This is a genomic window from Coleofasciculus sp. (assembly GCF_046565525.1).
Taxonomy (GTDB): domain Bacteria; phylum Cyanobacteriota; class Cyanobacteriia; order Cyanobacteriales; family Coleofasciculaceae; genus Coleofasciculus.
Map to the genome: position 1 here is coordinate 16,918 of NZ_JBKHUP010000045.1, position 19,038 is coordinate 35,955.

A 19,038-nucleotide genomic window follows, 5' to 3' on the forward strand; every position below is an offset into this window, starting at 1 on the left:
TAAAAAGGGTGCATCTACTATTCATACTCAGGCTCTGGTGGTTCCCTTTTAGATATTTTATGTCAAAGTTTTGTAAGACAAAATAAATTTTTGGTAAGACATTAGCTAGAGTAAGGGCAATCTCCCAGAGGCAAAGTCTGAGTACATCACTCACGATTCTGGGAGATTTAATTATTTAATATGATAGGCATAAAAAAAAATCACTCACACAAAAGCTGACATTCTTGGCAGTTTGAGTTAGGGTTGTGTATTAAGAGAGTCGCCAACTGCTGTAATATTAATAGAGTATGGGAAAAAACCACAGCCAGGGTGTAGGCAATAGCAGTTGAGTCCTAGTCAGGAACCTCAGCCTAAAGGCATGAGGCTTGAAAGAGAAATCTAACAAGCCATTCTGACCAGCTTAAGTCTTAATTGACTACGTTATCGGCAAGTGTTCAAGACCTACCAGTAGATGCTCCCGCTAGTCTACTGCTCTAGAACCGAAAAGTTAAACAGTTTTAAGGTCACTGAAACAGTGCTTTTTGGATAGTTACCGACCGATAACATTGGCGAAGCTAACTTTACCCGAAAGGAGATTGAGGCAACCATACCTCACAGGAGGGGCAACCATACCCCTCCACCCCGAAAGGGGTATGCTTCTTAAACCGCTACCGCGCGTTCCTCCCCGGTCTGAAGCTTGCCCGATAAGCGAAGCGAAGGGACACGGGGTTTCCCACAACGGAGGAGTTCTAATGAGTAAAACACGCAGCTCCCGCCCAACATGGGAGAGAGAATATCTATGCGTGAATACCAAAAAACGGCGGCTGAAAATCCGACAAAGAGTAGGTTCGGAGCTAGCCAATTTTTTGAGGGAACGTGGCTATCTCACTGAAATCAACTCCCAGATCAGCAAAAGGATTACTCATAACGCACGCTACTGCTAGTACAAGATAGGTGAAGTGATCGCAACTAGAAAGCAGAGTAGGGGTTCAAAAGAATTGGCAAACGATGCTCAAATTAACAGCATCAAACGTTGGCAAAACCAAACGATGGCGTTGTTCGAGTTGACTCAATCTCAGAGACTCAACGCAGGAGATTTGACCACCGTAATCCGCGACTTGACAAAAGCCGCCGCCGATGCATTAGACGTTGAGCGAGTCAGCGTATGGTTGTACAATGATGCAGGTTCCCAGCTTAATTGTGTGGAACGGTACTATGAGGGAAAACACTATCATGGCTGGGACAAAACCACAGGGCAAAGCCAGGGAGAGGACATCAGTCCACCTGTATTACCAGACAAGTGTTGTTGTCTCACCAGTCCCCTATCCCTGGGGCGATTGGATGTGCCGATCTGGCAGAACGAACAGATTATCGGTATTCTCAGCTACGAACAAAGGGTATCCAGTCTGAGGGAGTGGACACCCCAAGATAAAACCTTTGCCAGCGCGATCGCGAATTTAATCGCCCTGCGACTGGATCAATGGCATCATCAACAGGCAATGCAGGAGTTGAACTCAGGAGAAAGCCGTTACCGGATACTGGTTGAGACGTCGGCGGATCTAATTTCTCAACATCGAACAGATGGAGTCTATTTATATGCTTCTCCTGCTAGTCGCACTCTCTTAGGATATGAACCCGATGAGTTGGTGGGACATGTCATTTATGAGTTTGTGCATCCTCAAGATATAACCACGATTAAACCGATCTTCTCAAACCCGGTTGATTGCCAACAACAACCGATTCGCTACCGCATCCGTCATCAAAGCGGCGACTATCGGTGGCTAGAAAGCACGATCAACCCGATACGCCATCCTCAAACCAATCAAGTAACCGAACTTGTCGTTGTCTCGCGGGAGATGAGCCAACCCAAGAGAGCCGCCGAATCACGCCCCAAAGCCACACCTGACACCTTGAAGATGAACCCCTTAGCCGTGGCAAAACAGGCAAACCCATTTAAACCCTTGGGCTTGAGATCTCGCCTTTCCCGATTTACCCCTACCCCGGCGATGCCCACAACCCCCGCCCCACCCAGCCACAGTCGGATTTCCGCACTGGCGGCGGTGGTAGAAGATCGCCTGATGAGTGGCATGATGTTATTAGGGAATCAATCCCTCAACTCAGAATCTCGCCGCACCTTTAGCTGGGTTGCCAATGCCATTGCCGTTGCTATTGACCAATATTGGGCGCGATCGGAACTACTCAGCCGCCGCGAATCCTTGCTCTTTGGGCTTGCCAATCAAATTCGCAACTCCCTAGAACTCCATACTATCCTGGAAACGGCAGTAGAATCGATTCGCACGCTGCTCAAAATCGATCGCTGTCAATTTCTCTGGTATCGACTCAAAGCCCAAACCCCCCATTGGGATGTCGTCAAAGAAGCCAGAACGCCTCATTTACCCAGCTCTATCGGTCAACATTCAACTGAGCAAATCGCCCCCCTCGCCCAGCGGATTATTAAGCGCGAGGTGGTTCAGGTTGATAATGTGGAAACCTGTGATGACCCGATCTTAAAACAGTTTTTAACCCAACAGGGGTATACCTCAATCTTGTCCCTACCGATTAAAACCCGGGCGGGAGACATTGGCGCGATTAGCTGTATTCATGGAACAGAACAACGTCCCTGGGATAATAGTGAGGTGGAACTGTTGCAAGCTGTTGTCGCTCAACTAACAATCGCACTCGATCAAGCCTCCCTCTACACCCAAGCCCGTGAAAGCGCTGAGATTGCCCAAGCCCAAACCCAAGAACTTGAACAAACCCTAAACCAGCTTCAAGCCACCCAAGCCAAACTCGTACAAAGTGAAAAAATGTCCAGTTTGGGACAATTAGTGGCAGGTGTGGCACATGAACTAAATAATCCAGTTAATTTTATTCATAATAACCTGACCTACGCCAGTGCCTATTTTTATGACCTCTTGAGTCTGGTACGTCTTTATCAAGATAATTATCCCAATCCGGCGGCTCTGATTGCAGAGCAAGCGGAACTTATTGATGTTGATTTTATCGCCGAGGATTTACCCAAACTGCTGCGCTCCATGCAACGGGGAACGGATCGGATTAGTTCGATTGTCCTCAGCTTACGCAACTTCTCCCGCCTAGATGAAGCCGAAATGAAACAGGCTGACTTAAATCAGGGAATTGAGAGTACCTTACTGATTTTGCAACATCGCCTCAAACCCAAAGGGAACCAACCGGAGATTAAAGTACTCACCGAGTATGGTGAGTTACCTCAAGTGGAATGTTATCCTGGGCAGCTAAACCAGGTGTTTCTGAACATTCTCAACAACGCGATCGATGTTTTAGAGCAGTCTTTTAAAGATAATCCCGATAATCCGGCACCGATTATTGCCATTCGCACAAGGTTATTGGAACGCTCCACGGATTCCTCTCACCAGCCAGCATCTCAGCCGGATACTCAGACAGAAGACGGGAAACAGTCATTACCGAACTGTCCCAGGATCGTGATTCAAATTGCCGATAATGGACCGGGAATGACGGATGAGGTAAAAGCGCGGTTATTTGATCCGTTCTTTTCCACCAAAGCGGTTGGACAAGGGGTTGGTTTAGGATTGACAATTTGTTATCAAATTGTGGTCGAACATCATCATGGCGTTCTTCATTGTACCTCGACACCGGGCAAAGGGACTGAATTTTGGATCGAGATTCCGATTCAGCAAGTTATAACCTCATAGGATTAATGTTCCAGACTTAGCCTACTACGTCTGGACATATTTTTCTTTACTATTGTGGTACGCTTAAAAGCCAGACAATCAATTTGTGGCGTGGATGTGAGGAAGTGATTCCAGAATTCGATGAGAACGGCAATCTACCACCAGGAGTTCATTTTTGCGAGTGGGAGGAGTTTCAGGAAAGATTTGGTACAACCTTGAAGAGACAGAACATGATAGATGGTTTGGAACTGGCAATGACCCAATTAAAAGCCGCAGGTTGTCGAACTATTTATATTGATGGTAGTTTTGTCACCAGTAAACCCAATCCGGGTGATTTTGATGCCTGTTGGGAGCCGGAAGATATGGATTACGATTATCTCCGCAAAAATGCCCCTAGATTACTAAATCATTTAGATCGTAGCTCCCAGAAATCAACGTATAAAGGTGAACTTTTTCGTTCAGATCAACCCGTAGGAGATTATGGTTTAGCTTCTCTAGAATTTTTTCAGCGAGATAGACAGTTCAATCCTAAAGGTATTATTGCTATAGATTTATTTAAGTGGGAATCATGATTAAAAATGAAAAGCAGTATGAATACAGCCAAGAATGTGCCAGAAAATTTGAATATTCCATCAAGATGTTAGATCAAGATGAAGCACTCAAGAATAAAGATCCGGATGGTTGGCAGCTTTCTCGTGATGTAAAACAATCGCATCTCAGGGCTTTACAAGCTGAAATTGCTGAATATGAAAGACTGATTAATTGTGACAATAGCCAGCCGATAAAAATTAAAGTTGAGAGTTTGAATAAGCTGCCCGATGCTTTGATTAAAGCCAGGATAGCTGCCAAAATGAGCCAAGAAGAACTGGCAGATTTGCTGGGAATTGATCAGCAACGAGTTCAGCAGTATGAAGACACCGATTATCAATGCGCCAGTTTTGTAGAAATCCTAGAAGTTAGCACAGCGTTAGGTGTGGAATTTGAGACGGCTGTGATGCATGTAGATTTTGCAGAAATAGAAGCGGTTAAACAAAGTGTAGTAAAATGGCGAGAGAAAAAAATGAATATGGCAACTAAAACCTCATAAATAGGGGCTGCTGAATAAGTCTTGTGGTGGGGAGAGGCAATAGGGAACAGTGACCACGAATATTTTATCTATCTTAGGAGTGACGAATATCCTCGCTGAGGAGTTTTAATCTATGTGAAAAATGTGGCGGTGGAGATGGCAAAGCACGGTCACAAAGTAGACATTATCACTCGCCAGATTATTGACCCAGAATGGTCTGAATTTTCCGAGAAATTTGATGGATATCCCGATGCGCCTAATGTTCGCATTATCCGCCTACCTGCTGGACCTAAAGAATTTCTCCGCAAAGAATTACTCTGGTCGCATTTAGTCAGAGACTGGATACCCAATATCCTGGAATTTTATCAAGAAGAAGGTAATTTCCCGGATGTGATGACAGGTCATTATGCTGATGGTGGCATATCTGGGGTTTTAATTGAAGCTAAAGTGGGTGTTCCTTTCACATTTACCGCTCATTCTCTGGGGGCGTTGAAGATGGATAAACTCGAAATCACGCCCGAAAATCTCTCAGAAATGGATGAGTATTATCACTTCGGACGCCGCCTTATGGCTGAACGCTTGAGTATGAATCGCTCGGCTGTCAATATTACCAGTACAACGGCTCAGGAACGGTTTAAACAGTACGCTCATCCAGCCTATAACGGGGCAGTTGATGTTAACAATGATGCTCGTTTTGCCGAAATTCCACCGGGAGTTGACCCTTCATTGTTCGATATTGAAACCCGTTCGCCAAATGAAGAGGAAACCTATCAATTGATTCAAGAACGATTAGGGCGAGACATTGATGAAAGGCGGCAAAATTTGCCTGCAATTATTGCGGCGAGTCGATTAGCGCCGAAAAAGAATCATCTGGGTTTAGTCCAAGCTTTTGCTGAGAGTAAAACATTGCAAGAACAAGCCAACCTAGTTATTTTTACTCAGGGGGAAGACAACCCACTGCGGGAACCTGTTAGCGATGAGACAGCCGAACAGGAGGTACTTATTCCCCTACGCGATGTTGTCAAAACAAATAACTTATGGGGTAAGATTAGCGCTTTCGGCGTCCCCGATCAACCCGCCCTCGCCGCCGCTTATCGATTTTTTGCCCAACGTCATTCTGTATTTGCCCTCACTTCTCACCACGAACCTTTTGGATTAGGTCCGATAGAAGCCGCCTTAGCTGGGTTACCCTTAGTGGTTACCCAAAACAGTGGTTTAATGGAGAGTTTACAAGAGGGAGATCAGGTGTATGGTATTCTCATTGATCCAGAGAATCCAGGAGCGATTGCTAAAGGTTTAGAAGACGTTCTCAGTGATTCTCAACAGTGGGAGAGGTTGCACCAAGACTGTCGCCAACATGTACTAAAGTATTATACTTGGGAGAGGGCAGTGATAGATTATCTGAAGTTAATTGAGGAGATTGTCGCCTCACCTAATGCTCGTCGTGCTGATGAATTGTTGCCGATTCATCCCTATTTCCTTGATCCGCGACCTGAAAATGATGTATCTTTGGACGAGTTGAAAGAACTTTATTTCCAAACATAAAGCTATTCAATAACTGATAGGTTACACCACCATACCATTGCTCCAGGAATTGACTACCAATTTGGTAAGTAAAATTAGACATGATTACTGCTAGTATTCGTTAAACTTGAGTTAAAAAATTATTTAAAATATAGCCAAGTCAATATTTCTTGCAATAACCATGTACTTTCTTTTTCGCCCAAAGCCCCACCCAGTTTATAAATATAATTAGCAGATGGAATTCTAATTTCGTAAGTTGAACCTCGACCCATTAAAAAAGCATTACCAATATCTGTAATATCTAGCCGCTGATAACCATATTTAAAAAACAACACTTGGCGTTCTATTTCTAAACTGTTACGGTTGCGATCAAAAAAAACATGAGTTTTTGTGCCTAGGTGATGTATCCACAAGCTAGCTATACCTATTAAAGGCAGTAATATGGGCAGTACATTTATTAGTAGTTCTTTAGAAATAAATAATAAATCGATTAGCGTCCAAGCCAAGCCCAGATAAAAACAGACAACGATCAAAGCGAGAGGCCAGTTATATTGTGTGAGTTTTCTTAAGCCAGGAGACGGGATAGTAATTCCTAATTTGTCCTTATTTGCTTTAAGCTGAATTAAGCTACCTGAAGGTTTAGATAGTCTGCCACGAACAGGAAGTGAGGTAGAGGTAGACTGTTGAATCAGCCCATATCGGAGTGATTCCATCGCTTGTTTTGCCGTACTAAAACGCTTTTCTAACAGGATTTCAGTCATCTGCTCAATCCAAGGGATAAAATTGGATTTGAGACTGAGGCGATCGCGAAAATAAATCCGCCCTTCTTTCTGGGGTAAATCAGCCGGGGCTATACCCGTTAGCAGGTGAATTAAAGTAGCGCCCAAAGCATATAAATCAGAAGCTGCAACCGCACGTCCCCAAAACTGTTCTAAAGGCGCATAACCACTTGTCCCAACCACAGTAAACGTGACTCCCGTAACGGCTGCTTGAGCTTGAACCGCGCCAAAATCAATCAGATAAACTTGTTTATTTTTACCTAAAATGAGATTACTGGGTTTAATATCTCGATGTAATACTGGTGGACTTAGTTCATGTAAATAAATTAGAATGTCGATAATTTGATTAGCAATACTACGAACCTGTTTCTCACTAAAACGTTTGCCGTTATCTAATAATTCCTGAAGGGAAGCACCCGGAATATAGTCTTGCACTAGCCCAAACCACGGAATTCCCGAACCCATTTCCCGATCTAACGAAAAATAATCCCGATAGCGCGGAATCCGAGGATGCTCCAGTGATTGCAAAACTTGTGCCTCACGTTCAAAGAGTTTAAGCTCGTCCCACTGCATTTCCGGACTAAAAGCTAATAGCTTAACAGTTACTTGTTCATTGAACTGTACATCCATTGCCAACCAAGTTTGTCGCCCTGCGGCTGTGCGTCCTAATCGTTGTTTCAGTTGGTAACGTTCCTTTAACTGTTGCTCTGGGTTGAACATAATATTTCCCTATAAGATAACAACACTAAGCTTATTTAAAATTCAGCCAGTCTAATAGTTCTTGGATTAACCAGGTACTTTCATGTTCACCCAAAGCGCCACCCAGTTTATAAGTCCCCTGGGTTGATGGAATTCTGACTTTATAAATCGACCCCCGATTCACTTGGTAACGTTCTTTTAAGCATTGATCAGGATTGAACACAAGATTACCTCGTTTTTCTCGATAATAACGTTCCTATCTTCCTGGGTACAGCGAAAGAGTCTGGTGCGTTACCTCCTTTTCATTTCAGGTTGTAGAGGGTTTTGTACATTGCCGATTAAGTTTGATCTCTTTAACCGCTTATTTATAGGTTACATCCGTTACGCATAGTCCGCTAGCCAATCTTGAATTTCTTGACGCAGCCAGTTCGCTTCAGATTGAGTTAAGTAGTTTGCCAAGCAATAGGTTTTAACTCCAGCCTGCCAATAAACTGATTGACCTAAACGTTTGCTACTATAAGAGTTGTTGATTCTAGTTTCGAGATAGATAGCACACCCCTTATTTCCTATAAATACGTCTTTAATGTCTGAAGTATTTCCCCGAAAATATAAATAACCAATGACAAAATTATGGGGATTTATTTTTAAGGAGTACCCCAAAAGGTTGGTAATACTTATTTTTTTTATATCTTGCAAATATTTGCCTATTTTTTGGTGAGCTAGTGAGACTAAATAAGATGAAACAAAAAAGATTATTCCGCTAATAAATGCAAGCCCCAAAAACACTCTAACGGTAATTAAAGGTATTTGTTCTAATATCATAACCATGATCACAGCAATTGTAGCAATCACAACTCCACCGGCAGCAGATACTAAAAGTAATATCAGCAATACCCAAACAAAAAATAAGCTAACAAATAAAGCGTACTTCAATCCAGTTTCCATCAAAATTAACCCAAATAATAGTCTATTTTGAGGAATTTTTACAATAATTTCTTTAGGCGATTTATGAATCTGAATCCGAGTCAAAAACAGAGGCTGAATAGTTTCCAATGGATAAGGAATCGATCGCCCCGTTTCTAGTGCATCAAGTGCCTGATTTGCACAACTCAAGCGTAACCCTAAGTCAGGTTCCGTTAAGGCTTCAATCCAGCTTATCAACTGAGAATTAATACTCACCTGATTCCGAAACTGTATCCGTAAATTCCGTTGGGGTAAATCCGCCGGAGGAATACCCGTTAACAAATGAATTAACGTCGCGCCTAAAGCATAGAGATCAGACGCAGGAACCGCTTGTCCCCAAAACTGTTCTAAGGGTGCATATCCGCTCGTTCCCACCACAGTAAACGTCACTCCTTCTACCGCCGCACTATTCTGCACTGCACCAAAATCCACTAAATAAACCTGCTTATCGTCTCCTAAAATCAGATTACTCGGCTTAATATCCCGATGCAATACAGGGGAATTTAACCCATGTAAATAGGCAAGAATCTCCAGCACTTGTTTAGCAAACGAACGGACTTGTGACTCCGTAAACCGCTTTCCTTCATTCAGTAACTGCTGTAAGGATTTTCCGGGAATATAATCCTGTACCAAGCCAAACCAACACAACCCCGCGCCTATTTGTTGATCCAACGAAAAGTAATCACGGTATTTAGGAATCCGGGGATGATTCAGTTGCTTCAGCACCGCTGCTTCCCGTTCAAATAACTTAAATTCATCCCACTCCATCTGGGGATTAAACGCTAGTAATTTAACCGTCACCTGTTCGCCAGACTGTAAATCGTGAGCTAACCAGGTTTGACGCCCTGCATTATTCCCTAACTGACGTTGCAGTTGGTAACGTTCTTTTAACGATTGATTGGGATTAAATAAATGATTATCTCTCATAACTCTCTGTTGCTATAACGGCTCAATAAGGTGAAATATCCGAATCGGCAAAACTACTCCATAGAAGATGAATCAGATTCATGATTTTTGACGCATCACGGTGAAGGTTTATAACGCTCAATTGCCGCCATTGCTTTGTCTTTACCGCCATAGTATAATTGAATAGTTTCAGTAATCTGAACCGCTCGTTTATGCTCACCTCTAGCCACTAACCGACGCACCATCGCATCCAAGGCTTTAGCTTTTTGTTCGTAGTCGGTGATCGTTTTAGCCACCTGAATCCCTTGCTCATACTCAGTCACCGTGGTTAAATAAGGTGCGATCGCTTGGATGGTATTACTGCGAATCGAGTCATGGGGGATACTACGAGTCACTGTCAGGGCTTGGGTATACTCACCAGCATCCGTTAAGTTGAGTGCGATCGCTTGTGTCCTTTCGATAAATGCATTTTCGATAAAGGCATTTTTTTCGAGAACGTAGGCTTGCTGGGCGCGATTCATTGCACCAACATATTGTTTAGTTTCTGACTGCTTAGCTTGATGAGCCGCATTTGAAAGGAATAGAGAAATTAGTCCCCCCAAGCCAATTAGTCCGAGCAAGGCTAAACAACCACAACCATACCCACTATCGGTGTCAGATAAACGGCTAATTGATTCTTGAACAGAGAATTTACTTGGGTGATCAATAAAACCGGATTGCAACGAAGACAACGCTTGACGTGCCGTACTCAACCGTTTTTCCGGTGCGGGTTGAATTAACTGGTTAATCCAGTGGGCAAAATTCGGATTAATCTGAACTTTATCTTGAAACTTAATCCGCATTCGCTGCTGGGGCAATTCCGCCGGCGGAATCCCTGTTAATAAATGAATCAGCGTTGCACCCAAGGCATATAAATCCGATGCAGGTACAGCCTTTCCCCATAATTGTTCTGGTGGTGCATAACCACTGGTTCCTACCACTGTAAACGTAGCCCCTTCAGCTTTGGCTTTGTCTTGCACAGCACCAAAGTCTACTAGATAGATTTGGTTATTTTTGCCTAAAATCAGATTACTTGGCTTAATATCGCGGTGGAGAACAGGTGGACTCAATTCGTGTAGATTGATTAAAATCTTGAGCAAATCCTCAGCAAACTGACTCCCACTGCATCTGAGGATTAAACGCCAGCAATTTAACCACAACATCTGTTGGTGGTGAGGCTTGCGTATCCGTAGCCAACCAAGTTTGTCGCCCCGCATTCTGTCCCAATTTTTGTTGTAGCTGATAGCGATCGCGTAAAACTTGTCCTGCACTTAACATAATTGACTCCTTCCTGATTTATCCGTCACATCCCTGGCTAACAATCCTATGGCTCTGTAGATTATCTCTCGTAACTGATTATCACCTCTGTTGTTATCACGGCTCAATCAGGTGAACTATCCGAATCGGCAAAATTCGTCTATAATATTCATGATGACGCATCACTGTGAAGTTTTATAACGCTCAATTGCCGCCATTGTCTTTTCTTTACCACCATAATAAGATTGGATAATAAGATTGGATGATAAACAGGTTAATATTTTCATACAGGCGTTATTTAAATCACGCCGCAGCGCCGTCAACATTGTTTCCCAATGACCCTTATCCGCGTTCCCCAATCCTGGGAAATTCCCGAAAACCAAATCACCCCCGAAGCCGTTTACTTCAATCGGCGTCGCTTTCTTAAAACCCTAGTCGGTGCGAGTATTCTCCCCATCCTGGGATGTCAAGCCGCCGCCGATTCAGAAACCAATCAAGCCCTAGCCGCTACCCTAAATCAACCGACGGTAAAACCTCTTAACACCAATCCTGCATTTGCCAGGGTTGAGCGTCCCATCACCAATGAGTTACTGGCGGGACAATATAATAACTTCTATGAATTTGGCAGTGGCAAATCGATATGGCAAGCGGCGCAAGCTTTACCCACAGATGAGTGGACGGTTGAAGTCACAGGATTGGTGAAAAACCCCCGCACCTACGATTTAGACGATTTACGTAAAAAATTCCCCTTAGAAGAACGCATCTATCGCTTCCGTTGTGTAGAAGCTTGGTCAATGGCATTGCCATGGCTGGGATTTCCGATGCGATTATTAATGGCAGAGGTTGAACCCACGTCTAAAGCGAAATTTGTCAGATTTACCTCCTACGACAATCCTCAAATTAGAATCAGTCCGGCGTGGTCATTTAGTGGTAAACTACCATGGCCCTACACGGAAGGATTAACGGTAGAGGAAATGGCGAATGATTTGGCATTTTTTGCCGTGGGGATTTATGGTCATTTTCTGCCGAAACAGCATGGGGCGCCGATTCGAGAGGTTGTGCCGTGGAAGTATGGGTTTAAGGGGGCTAAGTCTATTGTCAAGATTGAATTTGTTGAGACTCAACCGGCGACATTTTGGAATACGTTAATTCCCTACGAGTACGAGTTTGAGGCAAATGTAGAGCCGGATGTGCCACACCCTCGCTGGTCCCAAGCGACGGAAAAGTTTGTTGGTGCAGGACCTAATTTTTCCTGGGAAAGACGGGAAACGCTTCCCTATAACGGGTATGGGGAATATGTGGCACAGTTGTATGCTTAAAATTAGCCGTCCCTGGCGCTTCAAGATGAGCATTCCCAGGCAGAGCCTGGGAACGAGGGAACGAGGGAGCCGAGGGAAATGACTAATCCCGAATAACCGCTTCACCACGTTGGTAGAGTTCACGGGCATAATCCGTCCACATTCCTTGTCCCCAATAGCGAAAACAACTGGTCTCTAGTAACAACGTGTACAATAACGCTTGCTGATAATCACTCCGCTTAGTCACTGAGGGATCTTGCTGCACTAAGGGGTCATACTTCAGATGAAACGCCGCACTAAGTTTATTCATGGGTTCTAATACATTTTCATAGCCTTTAACCCAACTTAAATCATTTGTCCATGATGCCCCATCGACATGGAATTGATGATCCGTGGCTGTCAATTCTTCAATCGCATTTGCTACCGCGTCAGGTGTAATGTTATCCAAATCGACTCGTTGCCAAATTTTGTGCTGACCAACGGCTTGACAAGGAGGATAGTCCTCTGGATTAACACCCCCTGCTTCAAGTAACTCTAAATACTCCGTCCCATTCATCGGCACTACACCGGTTTTTCCGCCCCCTTGGTCACGTATTTCATGGTAAATGCGAAACAAATCACGGGGATATTCGTTCATCATCACTCCCCCATTTTCCCCATCGGCAATTTGCGTGACTAAGGAGGGAATAGAATGACTGCCAATTGACTGCTTACCCCGCCCCTTTGCCTCAAAATAGGGCTGCATTTGTGCCACTAATTTGGTATCTGAGCCTTGCGTTTTAACCAAAATTGTGATCCAAATTGTTTCTCCCTGGGAATTGCGAGCGACTAAACGATTGGGGACATATTTCTGATCCTGTGACAATCCCGAACCATCCAAATTTTCCAGAGAATGTTCCTGCACCATCAACCAGCGATAGCCACAGTCTTTCAGGGCTTTGATGTATTCATACAAACTATCGGGGTGATTGGGTAAATGCATCTCTGGTGGAGAGAAGCCTTTCACCCGCTTTAGTGCATCGTAGCCAAAAATAGCCGCAAAATAATGTTGCCATGCCTGAATATGCAGTTTAATATCTGGAATCGGGGTAGAAGGAACAACGGCATGACTCCACATAGTTCCTAGCCATTCCACATAAGGCTGATAGTCGCGATCGCAGGTAATCCGCTTAAGATTATTCAGGATATCCTCCCGCCCCATTTGCTGGAATCCCCACAACAAATTACCCGAATAGTCCAGCATAATCCGAGGATTGCACCCCTCAGCAACCAGTTGAGGAATAAAATCACCCATACGACGGTAGCACCCAGCGAAGGGTTCGGCATTATGGTTATCCCCTTCCTGGGGATGTTCAAACATGTATTGGAGATTGCTAATCAATTCACCATTCGCACCCGCCGGAATCGTGGGTTGGTGCATGTGTAAGGCGCAAGCGAATCCTGAAGTGATATCCTCGAGGCGCAGATTAGTTGTGGGCAAAAATACAGGTTCGTCTTGTTGCACCACTGCCCGAATGTTTTCTTCCCACCCACAAATAGTGGGTAATCCTGATTGTAATTCTGCTAAAGCGGGTTGATTCGGGCTTGAGGTTACTGCACTCATGATCCTTTCCTCGATGATTGTGCTATTGCTAGCATACACGAAGGTTTTAAGAAGGCAGAAAGCACAACAGAGATCAATCTGCTAATTTTTGCGGTGGTATACCGAGGAATTGGCGAATGAGGTTGACTGTCTCCAGCTTTTGCTGTAGTGATGTTTCTCCCGATGGGATAGACAAGTGCTTCCCCGATTTCAAAATGAGCGCGATTTTATAGTGCGCCATCTTATCCTGATTCCAGCTTGTGGATTTCACCTGTATCTGGAAAATATCGCTAAGGGGATACAAGGTAACTTGCGTTTTAAATAATCCCCGCCGTTTGATGAATAGACTGTTTGTATCTTTATCAAAGTGATAAGTGAAAACCCTGCCTGCAAAAACTAGCAAAACAAGACCAAAGACTGTATTCAAAACTAAGAATAAAGGTAACCACCATAGATAAATGATCCAGGTAGATACTAAACTGAGGAGGATGAACAGCAAAGGAATACCAAACACCAAGCAGCCTGATAGTTGCCAAATCAAATAGGGGCGGTGTTGGAGTTTCAGTTGAGTTGGTGTTTTTTCTAAAATAACCATAACTGACAAGGTTGAGGATTGTTAAATCTATTCCTATCTGGATAAATCGGTTGTCCCCTCACCGCAAGCCAGTTCACCATTTTGATAGGTGGGTGCTGTGGGTTTGATTGAACCTGGTGTATCAGCTTCACAGAGAATAGCAACTGTAGTCATGTCATCTGATGCTGCATCAGAATTAACGTTAGTTGCGGGAACGACAAAAACACCACCGACATAACTCGGAACTTGGTCATGACGAGATATTCCATAGTTAAATACAGCCTTACCAGTTACCTGATTTGAGTAGGTGTAGCTTTCTGTCTCAGTCTGAATACCTAAACCTAGATCAGGAATGTTATCGCTAAACCTTTGTTCAGTTAAATGGTAAGCTTGCTGGGCGCGGTTCATAGCACCCACATAAGTTTTACCTTCTACTTTTTTAGTGTAATTAACTTGATTGAAGAACAAAGGTACAAGTATGTAAATAAACCCTCCTATAAGCAACATCAATACTAGAAAGCATCCTAAGCCAGTTGCGTCTGTTGCGGTTTTCCTAGCCATGAGATTATTCTTGAACTCTACATCTTGATTAAATCAGGTAACGCTTTGAGATATTGACGGAGAAGTTTTAGAACTTATCGACTTCTCCTCGACTTCATTTTTGGGGAGTTTGTAGTAAAGGCTTTAGCCTTAGATTCTGTTGGGAGTTGATCGGAATCGCGACGGATTGGTATTCAATACCGAAAGTTAGGTTCAAACCCGTCCATAGCAGAAGTCCCACACATACTACTTAATCCTAAACTCTGGTAGTAACGCTTATTCATCCGATTCTATATCAACGACTAACTAACAAACTATCTTCCTGACGCGACGCACGCGATCGCACTCGTTGTCCGGTGTTCATATCTGTTGGCTGAACCAGGAATTCAAAACCGAATACCAGCAAAATCAGTAGTAAACCAATATAATAATGAGGTTCATTCATTGTCCTTCATCCAGACTACCGTCTGGTTCATCTGTGTAAGCAAGGAATAATGTCATTTATCTGTTGACATCCTGGGTATCAACCCCTGGGGATTTAGTAGTACAGTTGGGATAATGCATCCTATTCTCCTGCTCTGTGATGGACTATTTGGCGATCGCGTTAGGCGAATCAACAGCCAAATACATCCTGTCTATATTTTTGTTGTAATGGGAGAATAGAGAGAGTAGTGCTTTTGTGTAGAGATATTCACAGATGTGCATTAGTACCTAGAGGATGACTGATTTGACTCAACATCCTCATTCAAAGGGGTAGTTATCGGAGTTTATGACTGAAAACTTTGAGAACTCATCGGCTTCTCATGGAGTAGTAGAGGAAGCATTCCAAATTTGTCAATTTACACGTTTCACCCCCCTTAGTCCCCCCTTGTTAAGGGGGGAAATCGTTCTTATTCCCTCCCCTTAATAAGGGGAGGGTTAGGGTGGGGTTTGCTCTTTATGCAAAAACGGGATGCTCCCGTAGTAGATGTTTAGAACCCCGACTTCTTCAAGAAATAGGGGTTCTGGGTTCGTGGCGCGTATCTACTCACTTTGAGAGGGTAACGATTGAATCGGCGTCTCTGAACTGACTATATTTTGAAATGTAGCGATAATCAAAGGTAAACCAATAGCCAGTGATAGAATCAGCGCAATCCACTTGAACCAAATTGTCTGAGGACGTCCTTTCGCCGGATACCCGCAAATCATGCAGATTTCATCATTGGTGCTGGTTAGGGAACCACAAACCTGACAAGGTTCTAAAGCCATTGTTTTTCCGGGGGTGAAGCCATTCTCATTGTAGCGCCGCCATCGCGACTGTAGATCAGCCATTCTCTGGAGACGCGATCGCACAAAAAGTGTATTCAAACAGGTTGGCGGCGCAGAAATAGCAGCAGGTTGTTACTAATTTTCTCAGACCAATGGTCTTGGGGATAATGTCCCGCTTCTTCTAGCTGTACCAGTTCCACATTCTTGAGCATTTTGGCAAATTCTTGGACTTGGACAAAGGGAAGCCAGGGATCTTGGATTCCCCATAAAATTAAGGTGGGTTGATTCCAGTTGCGAAACCCAGCTTCAATTTCTGCCATGGACGGTTTAAGTTGCAGGTTCTTAACCGTCATCAGCAGACTACGCCCTGCGTCAGAACTGGTGAGAAAGGGACGGCGATATACATCTAAATCTTTATCTGACACTCGATAGCGGCTACCCCCTTCTAAGGTGCGATCGACCAACAAGGGGTCTTGGGTCAACATATCACCAATAAAGGGTAACCCCAATTGCTTGATCTTCCAAGGTAATTGAGTCGCCGATGAGACAGGGGTGTTGAGAATGGCTAAGCGTTCAACCTGATCGGGGTAACGTAAGGCGTATTGCAGTCCCACTGAACCGAGAAACCCTTGGACAACCAGGTAAAATCGCTCGATTTGCAGATGTTGGATAAATTCGGCTAGGGCTTTAATAAAAGCATCTGGCGTATAGGCAAACTCTCGACGATCGGGTTTAGCTGATAAACCAGCACCAATCCAGTCTGGCGCGATCGCACGGAATCCTTTTTCGGCTAAATCGGGCATCAGCGCTGACCATGAGTAACTCTGGGATGGCAAACCATGAAGCAGCAGTAGAGGGGGTTTTGTACTGGGATTAACCGGGGTTGCTTCCCGATAAAACCACTGTAGCGACCCGACCTGAATTGAATTTTCCTGAATGGACACGCTTTTTTTCCTACACCTTGACCGTGCTTTGAGCTTACCGCCCTGTAGACCTTTGAGCAAGTTTTACCCCTAATTTCCCATCTCCGGAAATTGTCAACGAATCACAACATATCCCCGGTCTGCTAAACAGATAGCCAACTTGACTCGCTAATTGTAATAAATAATTAAGCAACCTGGTAAATAAACGTTAACCCTAGGAGGTTTAGTAATGAATGCCGCTGAACAAGCCACTGGTTTAGAGGTAACGACCAAAATTGCCGCGATTGTCAACTTATTTAAGTCACAGTTCCCTGATGCCAAGGCGGACTTGAACCCTTGGCAAAATGACCCAGATACTCGCAATCTGGTTGATCCCGACTCAATAGATATCGGTTTTCACTTTCCTGGATGGAGTAGAAAATTACAAAGCCGCAGTATTTTACTACAAATTCGGTTTTATCAAGATCCCTTAGACAAGTCTCATCGATTGATCGGTTTAGATGCCGCAGGATTTAATCATCAAGGAGAAGCTTGGCGACTTTCGACAGTTGAAAATTGGCAATGTGTCGGTAATTATCAGCCCGCGCCAGAGGTGAATGACAAGCTTAAACTCTTCTGCCGACAAGTCTTTGAGTTATTCAACTAATCAAATCGGGTGTCAGGTGGAAAAACGGCTGGAAACCCAACACCATCGGACACAAACCGTAGGGGCACGACATCTCGTGCCCCCATGGTGGTTCAAATTAGCCAACAAATGCCATACGCGGCTCAGATACACCTGCGGATTCATTTCCCTTCAGGTATGCGAGCATCGTATCGGCATCGGAGACTTCAAAGGGATCATCTGGGCAGTTGTCAACGATACCAGGTTCTGCAAAGAATTTTTCAATCTTGCCGTCGTTCACCAGCATCGAATAGCGCCAAGAACGCATCCCGAAACCGAGATTCGACTTATCGACTAGCATTCCCATCTTGCGGGTAAAGTCACCATTGCCATCCGGTAGCAATAACACATTCTTAGCGCCTTGCTGTTTACCCCACTGGAACATGGCAAAGGCATCATTCACCGACAGGCAAATGATTTTATCAATACCCTGTGCTTTGAACTCGTCATAGAGTTCCTCATAGCGGGGTAGGTGGTTGGACGAACAGGTGGGTGTAAATGCACCCGGTAACGAAAACACAACAACTTTTTTGCCACCAAAGATTTCCTGCGTTGTCCGATCTTGCCAACGATAGGGATTCGGACCACCTACAGACTCATCACGCACGCGAGTCTTGAAAACAACGTCGGGTACACGCTCGATAACTCCCATATTTACCTCGTTTTACAGACGACTAGATTTTTGTTTGCTTTAGCTATATCTAACTGTAAATCAGAATAATTCTTATTTAAGAATACGTCAATAGTTATAAATACTTACTTGTTGGCTTAACTGCCAGACAAGTATAACTCCTACAAAAGAGTGTTATAATTAAGGAACTGCTTATGAAAACGGTTAATGCCATGCAGAAGCAAGCAGAAGACCTCGTTAAACTATTGAAATCTAAGGGGTTGCGGGTTACCCCCCAGCGATTTTCTGTCTATGCCAATCTGCTGACTCGTTATGATCACCCGACGGCAGATCAAATCCTCAGTGATCTCAATCGCCATGGACCGACGTCCTCCCAAGCCACTGTATATAGTGCACTACAAGCACTCCGGGAAGTGGGACTGGTGCGGGAAGTTTTATTAGAAGAGGGCATCTGTCGTTACGATGCAAATGTCGCTCGGCACCATCATTTTCGTTGTCGCTGTTGCGGTACGATTCAGGATATTCCTTGGGATACATTTGAGCCCCTTGACTTGAATCGCCTACCTTCTAGTATGCAAGGTGAAAGCTATGAGGTGACGGTGTATGGGGTTTGTGATCGTTGTCAATAATTCGTCATTCGTCATTCGTCATTCGTCAGCCAGATAGAGGAGTTCTCTGGTTCAATTTCACAATTT

17 protein-coding genes and 1 pseudogene are annotated in these 19,038 nt (G+C 44.1%); 7 read left to right on the forward strand and 11 right to left on the reverse strand.

The genetic code is table 11. The features are described 5' to 3' along the window. Positions 1-938: 938 nt before the first annotated feature. The 4 genes from ACLGGO_RS17220 to ACLGGO_RS17235 all read left to right on the forward strand — a co-directional run bounded on the left by ACLGGO_RS17220 (position 939) and on the right by ACLGGO_RS17235 (position 6,261). Positions 939-3,671 carry a GAF domain-containing protein gene (locus ACLGGO_RS17220; protein WP_446420225.1) on the forward strand — a complete coding sequence of 911 codons (2,733 nt, stop codon included), beginning with the start codon at positions 939-941 and terminating at the stop codon, positions 3,669-3,671. Positions 3,672-3,775: 104 nt separating this feature from the next. Next, on the forward strand, positions 3,776-4,222 hold the full coding sequence (locus ACLGGO_RS17225) for a DUF6932 family protein (protein WP_446420226.1): 447 nt from the start codon (positions 3,776-3,778) through the stop codon (positions 4,220-4,222). After that, positions 4,219-4,737 (forward strand): helix-turn-helix transcriptional regulator, encoded by a 519-nt coding sequence (locus ACLGGO_RS17230; RefSeq protein WP_446420227.1) that lies wholly within the window; start codon positions 4,219-4,221, stop codon positions 4,735-4,737. The genes ACLGGO_RS17225 and ACLGGO_RS17230 overlap by 4 nt, the downstream gene beginning before the upstream one ends. Positions 4,738-4,845: 108 nt before the next feature. Beyond that, a complete protein-coding gene (locus tag ACLGGO_RS17235) occupies positions 4,846-6,261 on the forward strand; it encodes a glycosyltransferase (RefSeq protein WP_446420252.1) in 1,416 nt (471 codons plus the stop codon). 119 nt (positions 6,262-6,380) lie between these two features. Here ACLGGO_RS17235 and ACLGGO_RS17240 read toward each other — a convergent pair whose 3' ends face one another. From ACLGGO_RS17240 to ACLGGO_RS17255, 4 genes and pseudogenes are all read right to left on the reverse strand, one after another. Next, on the reverse strand, positions 6,381-7,739 hold the full coding sequence (locus ACLGGO_RS17240; RefSeq protein ID WP_446420228.1) for a serine/threonine protein kinase: 1,359 nt from the start codon (positions 7,737-7,739) through the stop codon (positions 6,381-6,383). A gap of 31 nt (positions 7,740-7,770) precedes the next feature. Beyond that, positions 7,771-7,941: a hypothetical protein gene (locus ACLGGO_RS17245; protein ID WP_446420229.1), complete on the reverse strand. Its 171-nt coding sequence runs from the start codon at positions 7,939-7,941 to the stop codon at positions 7,771-7,773. Positions 7,942-8,099: 158 nt separating this feature from the next. Continuing rightward, positions 8,100-9,608 (reverse strand): serine/threonine protein kinase, encoded by a 1,509-nt coding sequence (locus ACLGGO_RS17250; RefSeq protein WP_446420230.1) that lies wholly within the window; start codon positions 9,606-9,608, stop codon positions 8,100-8,102. A 95-nt stretch (positions 9,609-9,703) separates the two neighbouring features. Beyond that, positions 9,704-10,904, reverse strand: a pseudogene (locus ACLGGO_RS17255) (protein kinase domain-containing protein). 314 nt (positions 10,905-11,218) lie between these two features. Here ACLGGO_RS17255 and msrP point away from each other — a divergent pair. Then, positions 11,219-12,202, forward strand: a complete 984-nt coding sequence (gene msrP, locus ACLGGO_RS17260; protein WP_446420231.1) for a protein-methionine-sulfoxide reductase catalytic subunit MsrP — start codon at positions 11,219-11,221, stop codon at positions 12,200-12,202. Between the two features lie 82 nt (positions 12,203-12,284). Here the strand turns inward: msrP and ACLGGO_RS17265 are convergent, their stop codons facing one another. From ACLGGO_RS17265 to ACLGGO_RS17290, 6 genes are all read right to left on the reverse strand, one after another. After that, positions 12,285-13,784 (reverse strand): glycosyl hydrolase family 57, encoded by a 1,500-nt coding sequence (locus ACLGGO_RS17265; protein ID WP_446420232.1) that lies wholly within the window; start codon positions 13,782-13,784, stop codon positions 12,285-12,287. A gap of 73 nt (positions 13,785-13,857) precedes the next feature. After that, entirely contained in the window at positions 13,858-14,358 is a 501-nt protein-coding gene (locus tag ACLGGO_RS17270; protein ID WP_446420233.1) for a hypothetical protein, read from the reverse strand. Between the two features lie 33 nt (positions 14,359-14,391). Next, entirely contained in the window at positions 14,392-14,898 is a 507-nt protein-coding gene (locus ACLGGO_RS17275; RefSeq protein WP_446420234.1) for a type IV pilin-like G/H family protein, read from the reverse strand. A gap of 274 nt (positions 14,899-15,172) precedes the next feature. Beyond that, complete coding sequence (locus ACLGGO_RS17280; RefSeq protein ID WP_446420235.1) at positions 15,173-15,322, reverse strand: hypothetical protein; 150 nt, start codon at positions 15,320-15,322, stop codon at positions 15,173-15,175. 578 nt (positions 15,323-15,900) lie between these two features. After that, positions 15,901-16,224, reverse strand: a complete 324-nt coding sequence (locus ACLGGO_RS17285; RefSeq protein WP_446420236.1) for a hypothetical protein — start codon at positions 16,222-16,224, stop codon at positions 15,901-15,903. Further along, positions 16,221-17,069, reverse strand: a complete 849-nt coding sequence (locus ACLGGO_RS17290; RefSeq protein WP_446338855.1) for an alpha/beta fold hydrolase — start codon at positions 17,067-17,069, stop codon at positions 16,221-16,223. The genes ACLGGO_RS17285 and ACLGGO_RS17290 overlap by 4 nt, the downstream gene beginning before the upstream one ends. A gap of 208 nt (positions 17,070-17,277) precedes the next feature. Between ACLGGO_RS17290 and ACLGGO_RS17295 the strand changes: the two genes are divergently transcribed. After that, positions 17,278-17,694, forward strand: coding sequence for a hypothetical protein (locus ACLGGO_RS17295; RefSeq protein ID WP_446360186.1), 417 nt, complete (start codon positions 17,278-17,280; stop codon positions 17,692-17,694). 97 nt (positions 17,695-17,791) lie between these two features. On the opposite strand, the gene ACLGGO_RS17300 is transcribed toward ACLGGO_RS17295, so the two are convergent. Continuing rightward, the gene (locus ACLGGO_RS17300; protein ID WP_446420237.1) at positions 17,792-18,364 is read right to left on the reverse strand and encodes a redoxin family protein; all 573 of its coding nucleotides are present in this window, start codon (positions 18,362-18,364) and stop codon (positions 17,792-17,794) included. Positions 18,365-18,555: 191 nt separating this feature from the next. On the opposite strand from ACLGGO_RS17300, the gene ACLGGO_RS17305 reads away from it, so the two are divergent. Further along, on the forward strand, positions 18,556-18,972 hold the full coding sequence (locus tag ACLGGO_RS17305) for a Fur family transcriptional regulator (protein ID WP_446420253.1): 417 nt from the start codon (positions 18,556-18,558) through the stop codon (positions 18,970-18,972). The last annotated feature ends 66 nt before the right edge of the window (positions 18,973-19,038 follow it).

Excerpts from the sequence above, each read along its gene's own strand:
- ACLGGO_RS17230 (WP_446420227.1), top strand. The coding sequence starts at position 4,219 with ATGATTAAAAATGAAAAGCAGTATGAATACAGCCAAGAATGTGCCAGA.
- ACLGGO_RS17240 (WP_446420228.1), bottom strand. The coding sequence starts at position 7,739 with ATGTTCAACCCAGAGCAACAGTTAAAGGAACGTTACCAACTGAAACAA.
- ACLGGO_RS17250 (WP_446420230.1), bottom strand. The coding sequence starts at position 9,608 with ATGAGAGATAATCATTTATTTAATCCCAATCAATCGTTAAAAGAACGT.
- msrP (WP_446420231.1), top strand. The coding sequence starts at position 11,219 with ATGACCCTTATCCGCGTTCCCCAATCCTGGGAAATTCCCGAAAACCAA.
- ACLGGO_RS17265 (WP_446420232.1), bottom strand. The coding sequence starts at position 13,784 with ATGAGTGCAGTAACCTCAAGCCCGAATCAACCCGCTTTAGCAGAATTA.
- ACLGGO_RS17270 (WP_446420233.1), bottom strand. The coding sequence starts at position 14,358 with ATGGTTATTTTAGAAAAAACACCAACTCAACTGAAACTCCAACACCGC.
- ACLGGO_RS17275 (WP_446420234.1), bottom strand. The coding sequence starts at position 14,898 with ATGGCTAGGAAAACCGCAACAGACGCAACTGGCTTAGGATGCTTTCTA.
- ACLGGO_RS17280 (WP_446420235.1), bottom strand. The coding sequence starts at position 15,322 with ATGAATGAACCTCATTATTATATTGGTTTACTACTGATTTTGCTGGTA.
- ACLGGO_RS17295 (WP_446360186.1), top strand. The coding sequence starts at position 17,278 with ATGAATGCCGCTGAACAAGCCACTGGTTTAGAGGTAACGACCAAAATT.
- ACLGGO_RS17300 (WP_446420237.1), bottom strand. The coding sequence starts at position 18,364 with ATGGGAGTTATCGAGCGTGTACCCGACGTTGTTTTCAAGACTCGCGTG.
- ACLGGO_RS17305 (WP_446420253.1), top strand. The coding sequence starts at position 18,556 with ATGCAGAAGCAAGCAGAAGACCTCGTTAAACTATTGAAATCTAAGGGG.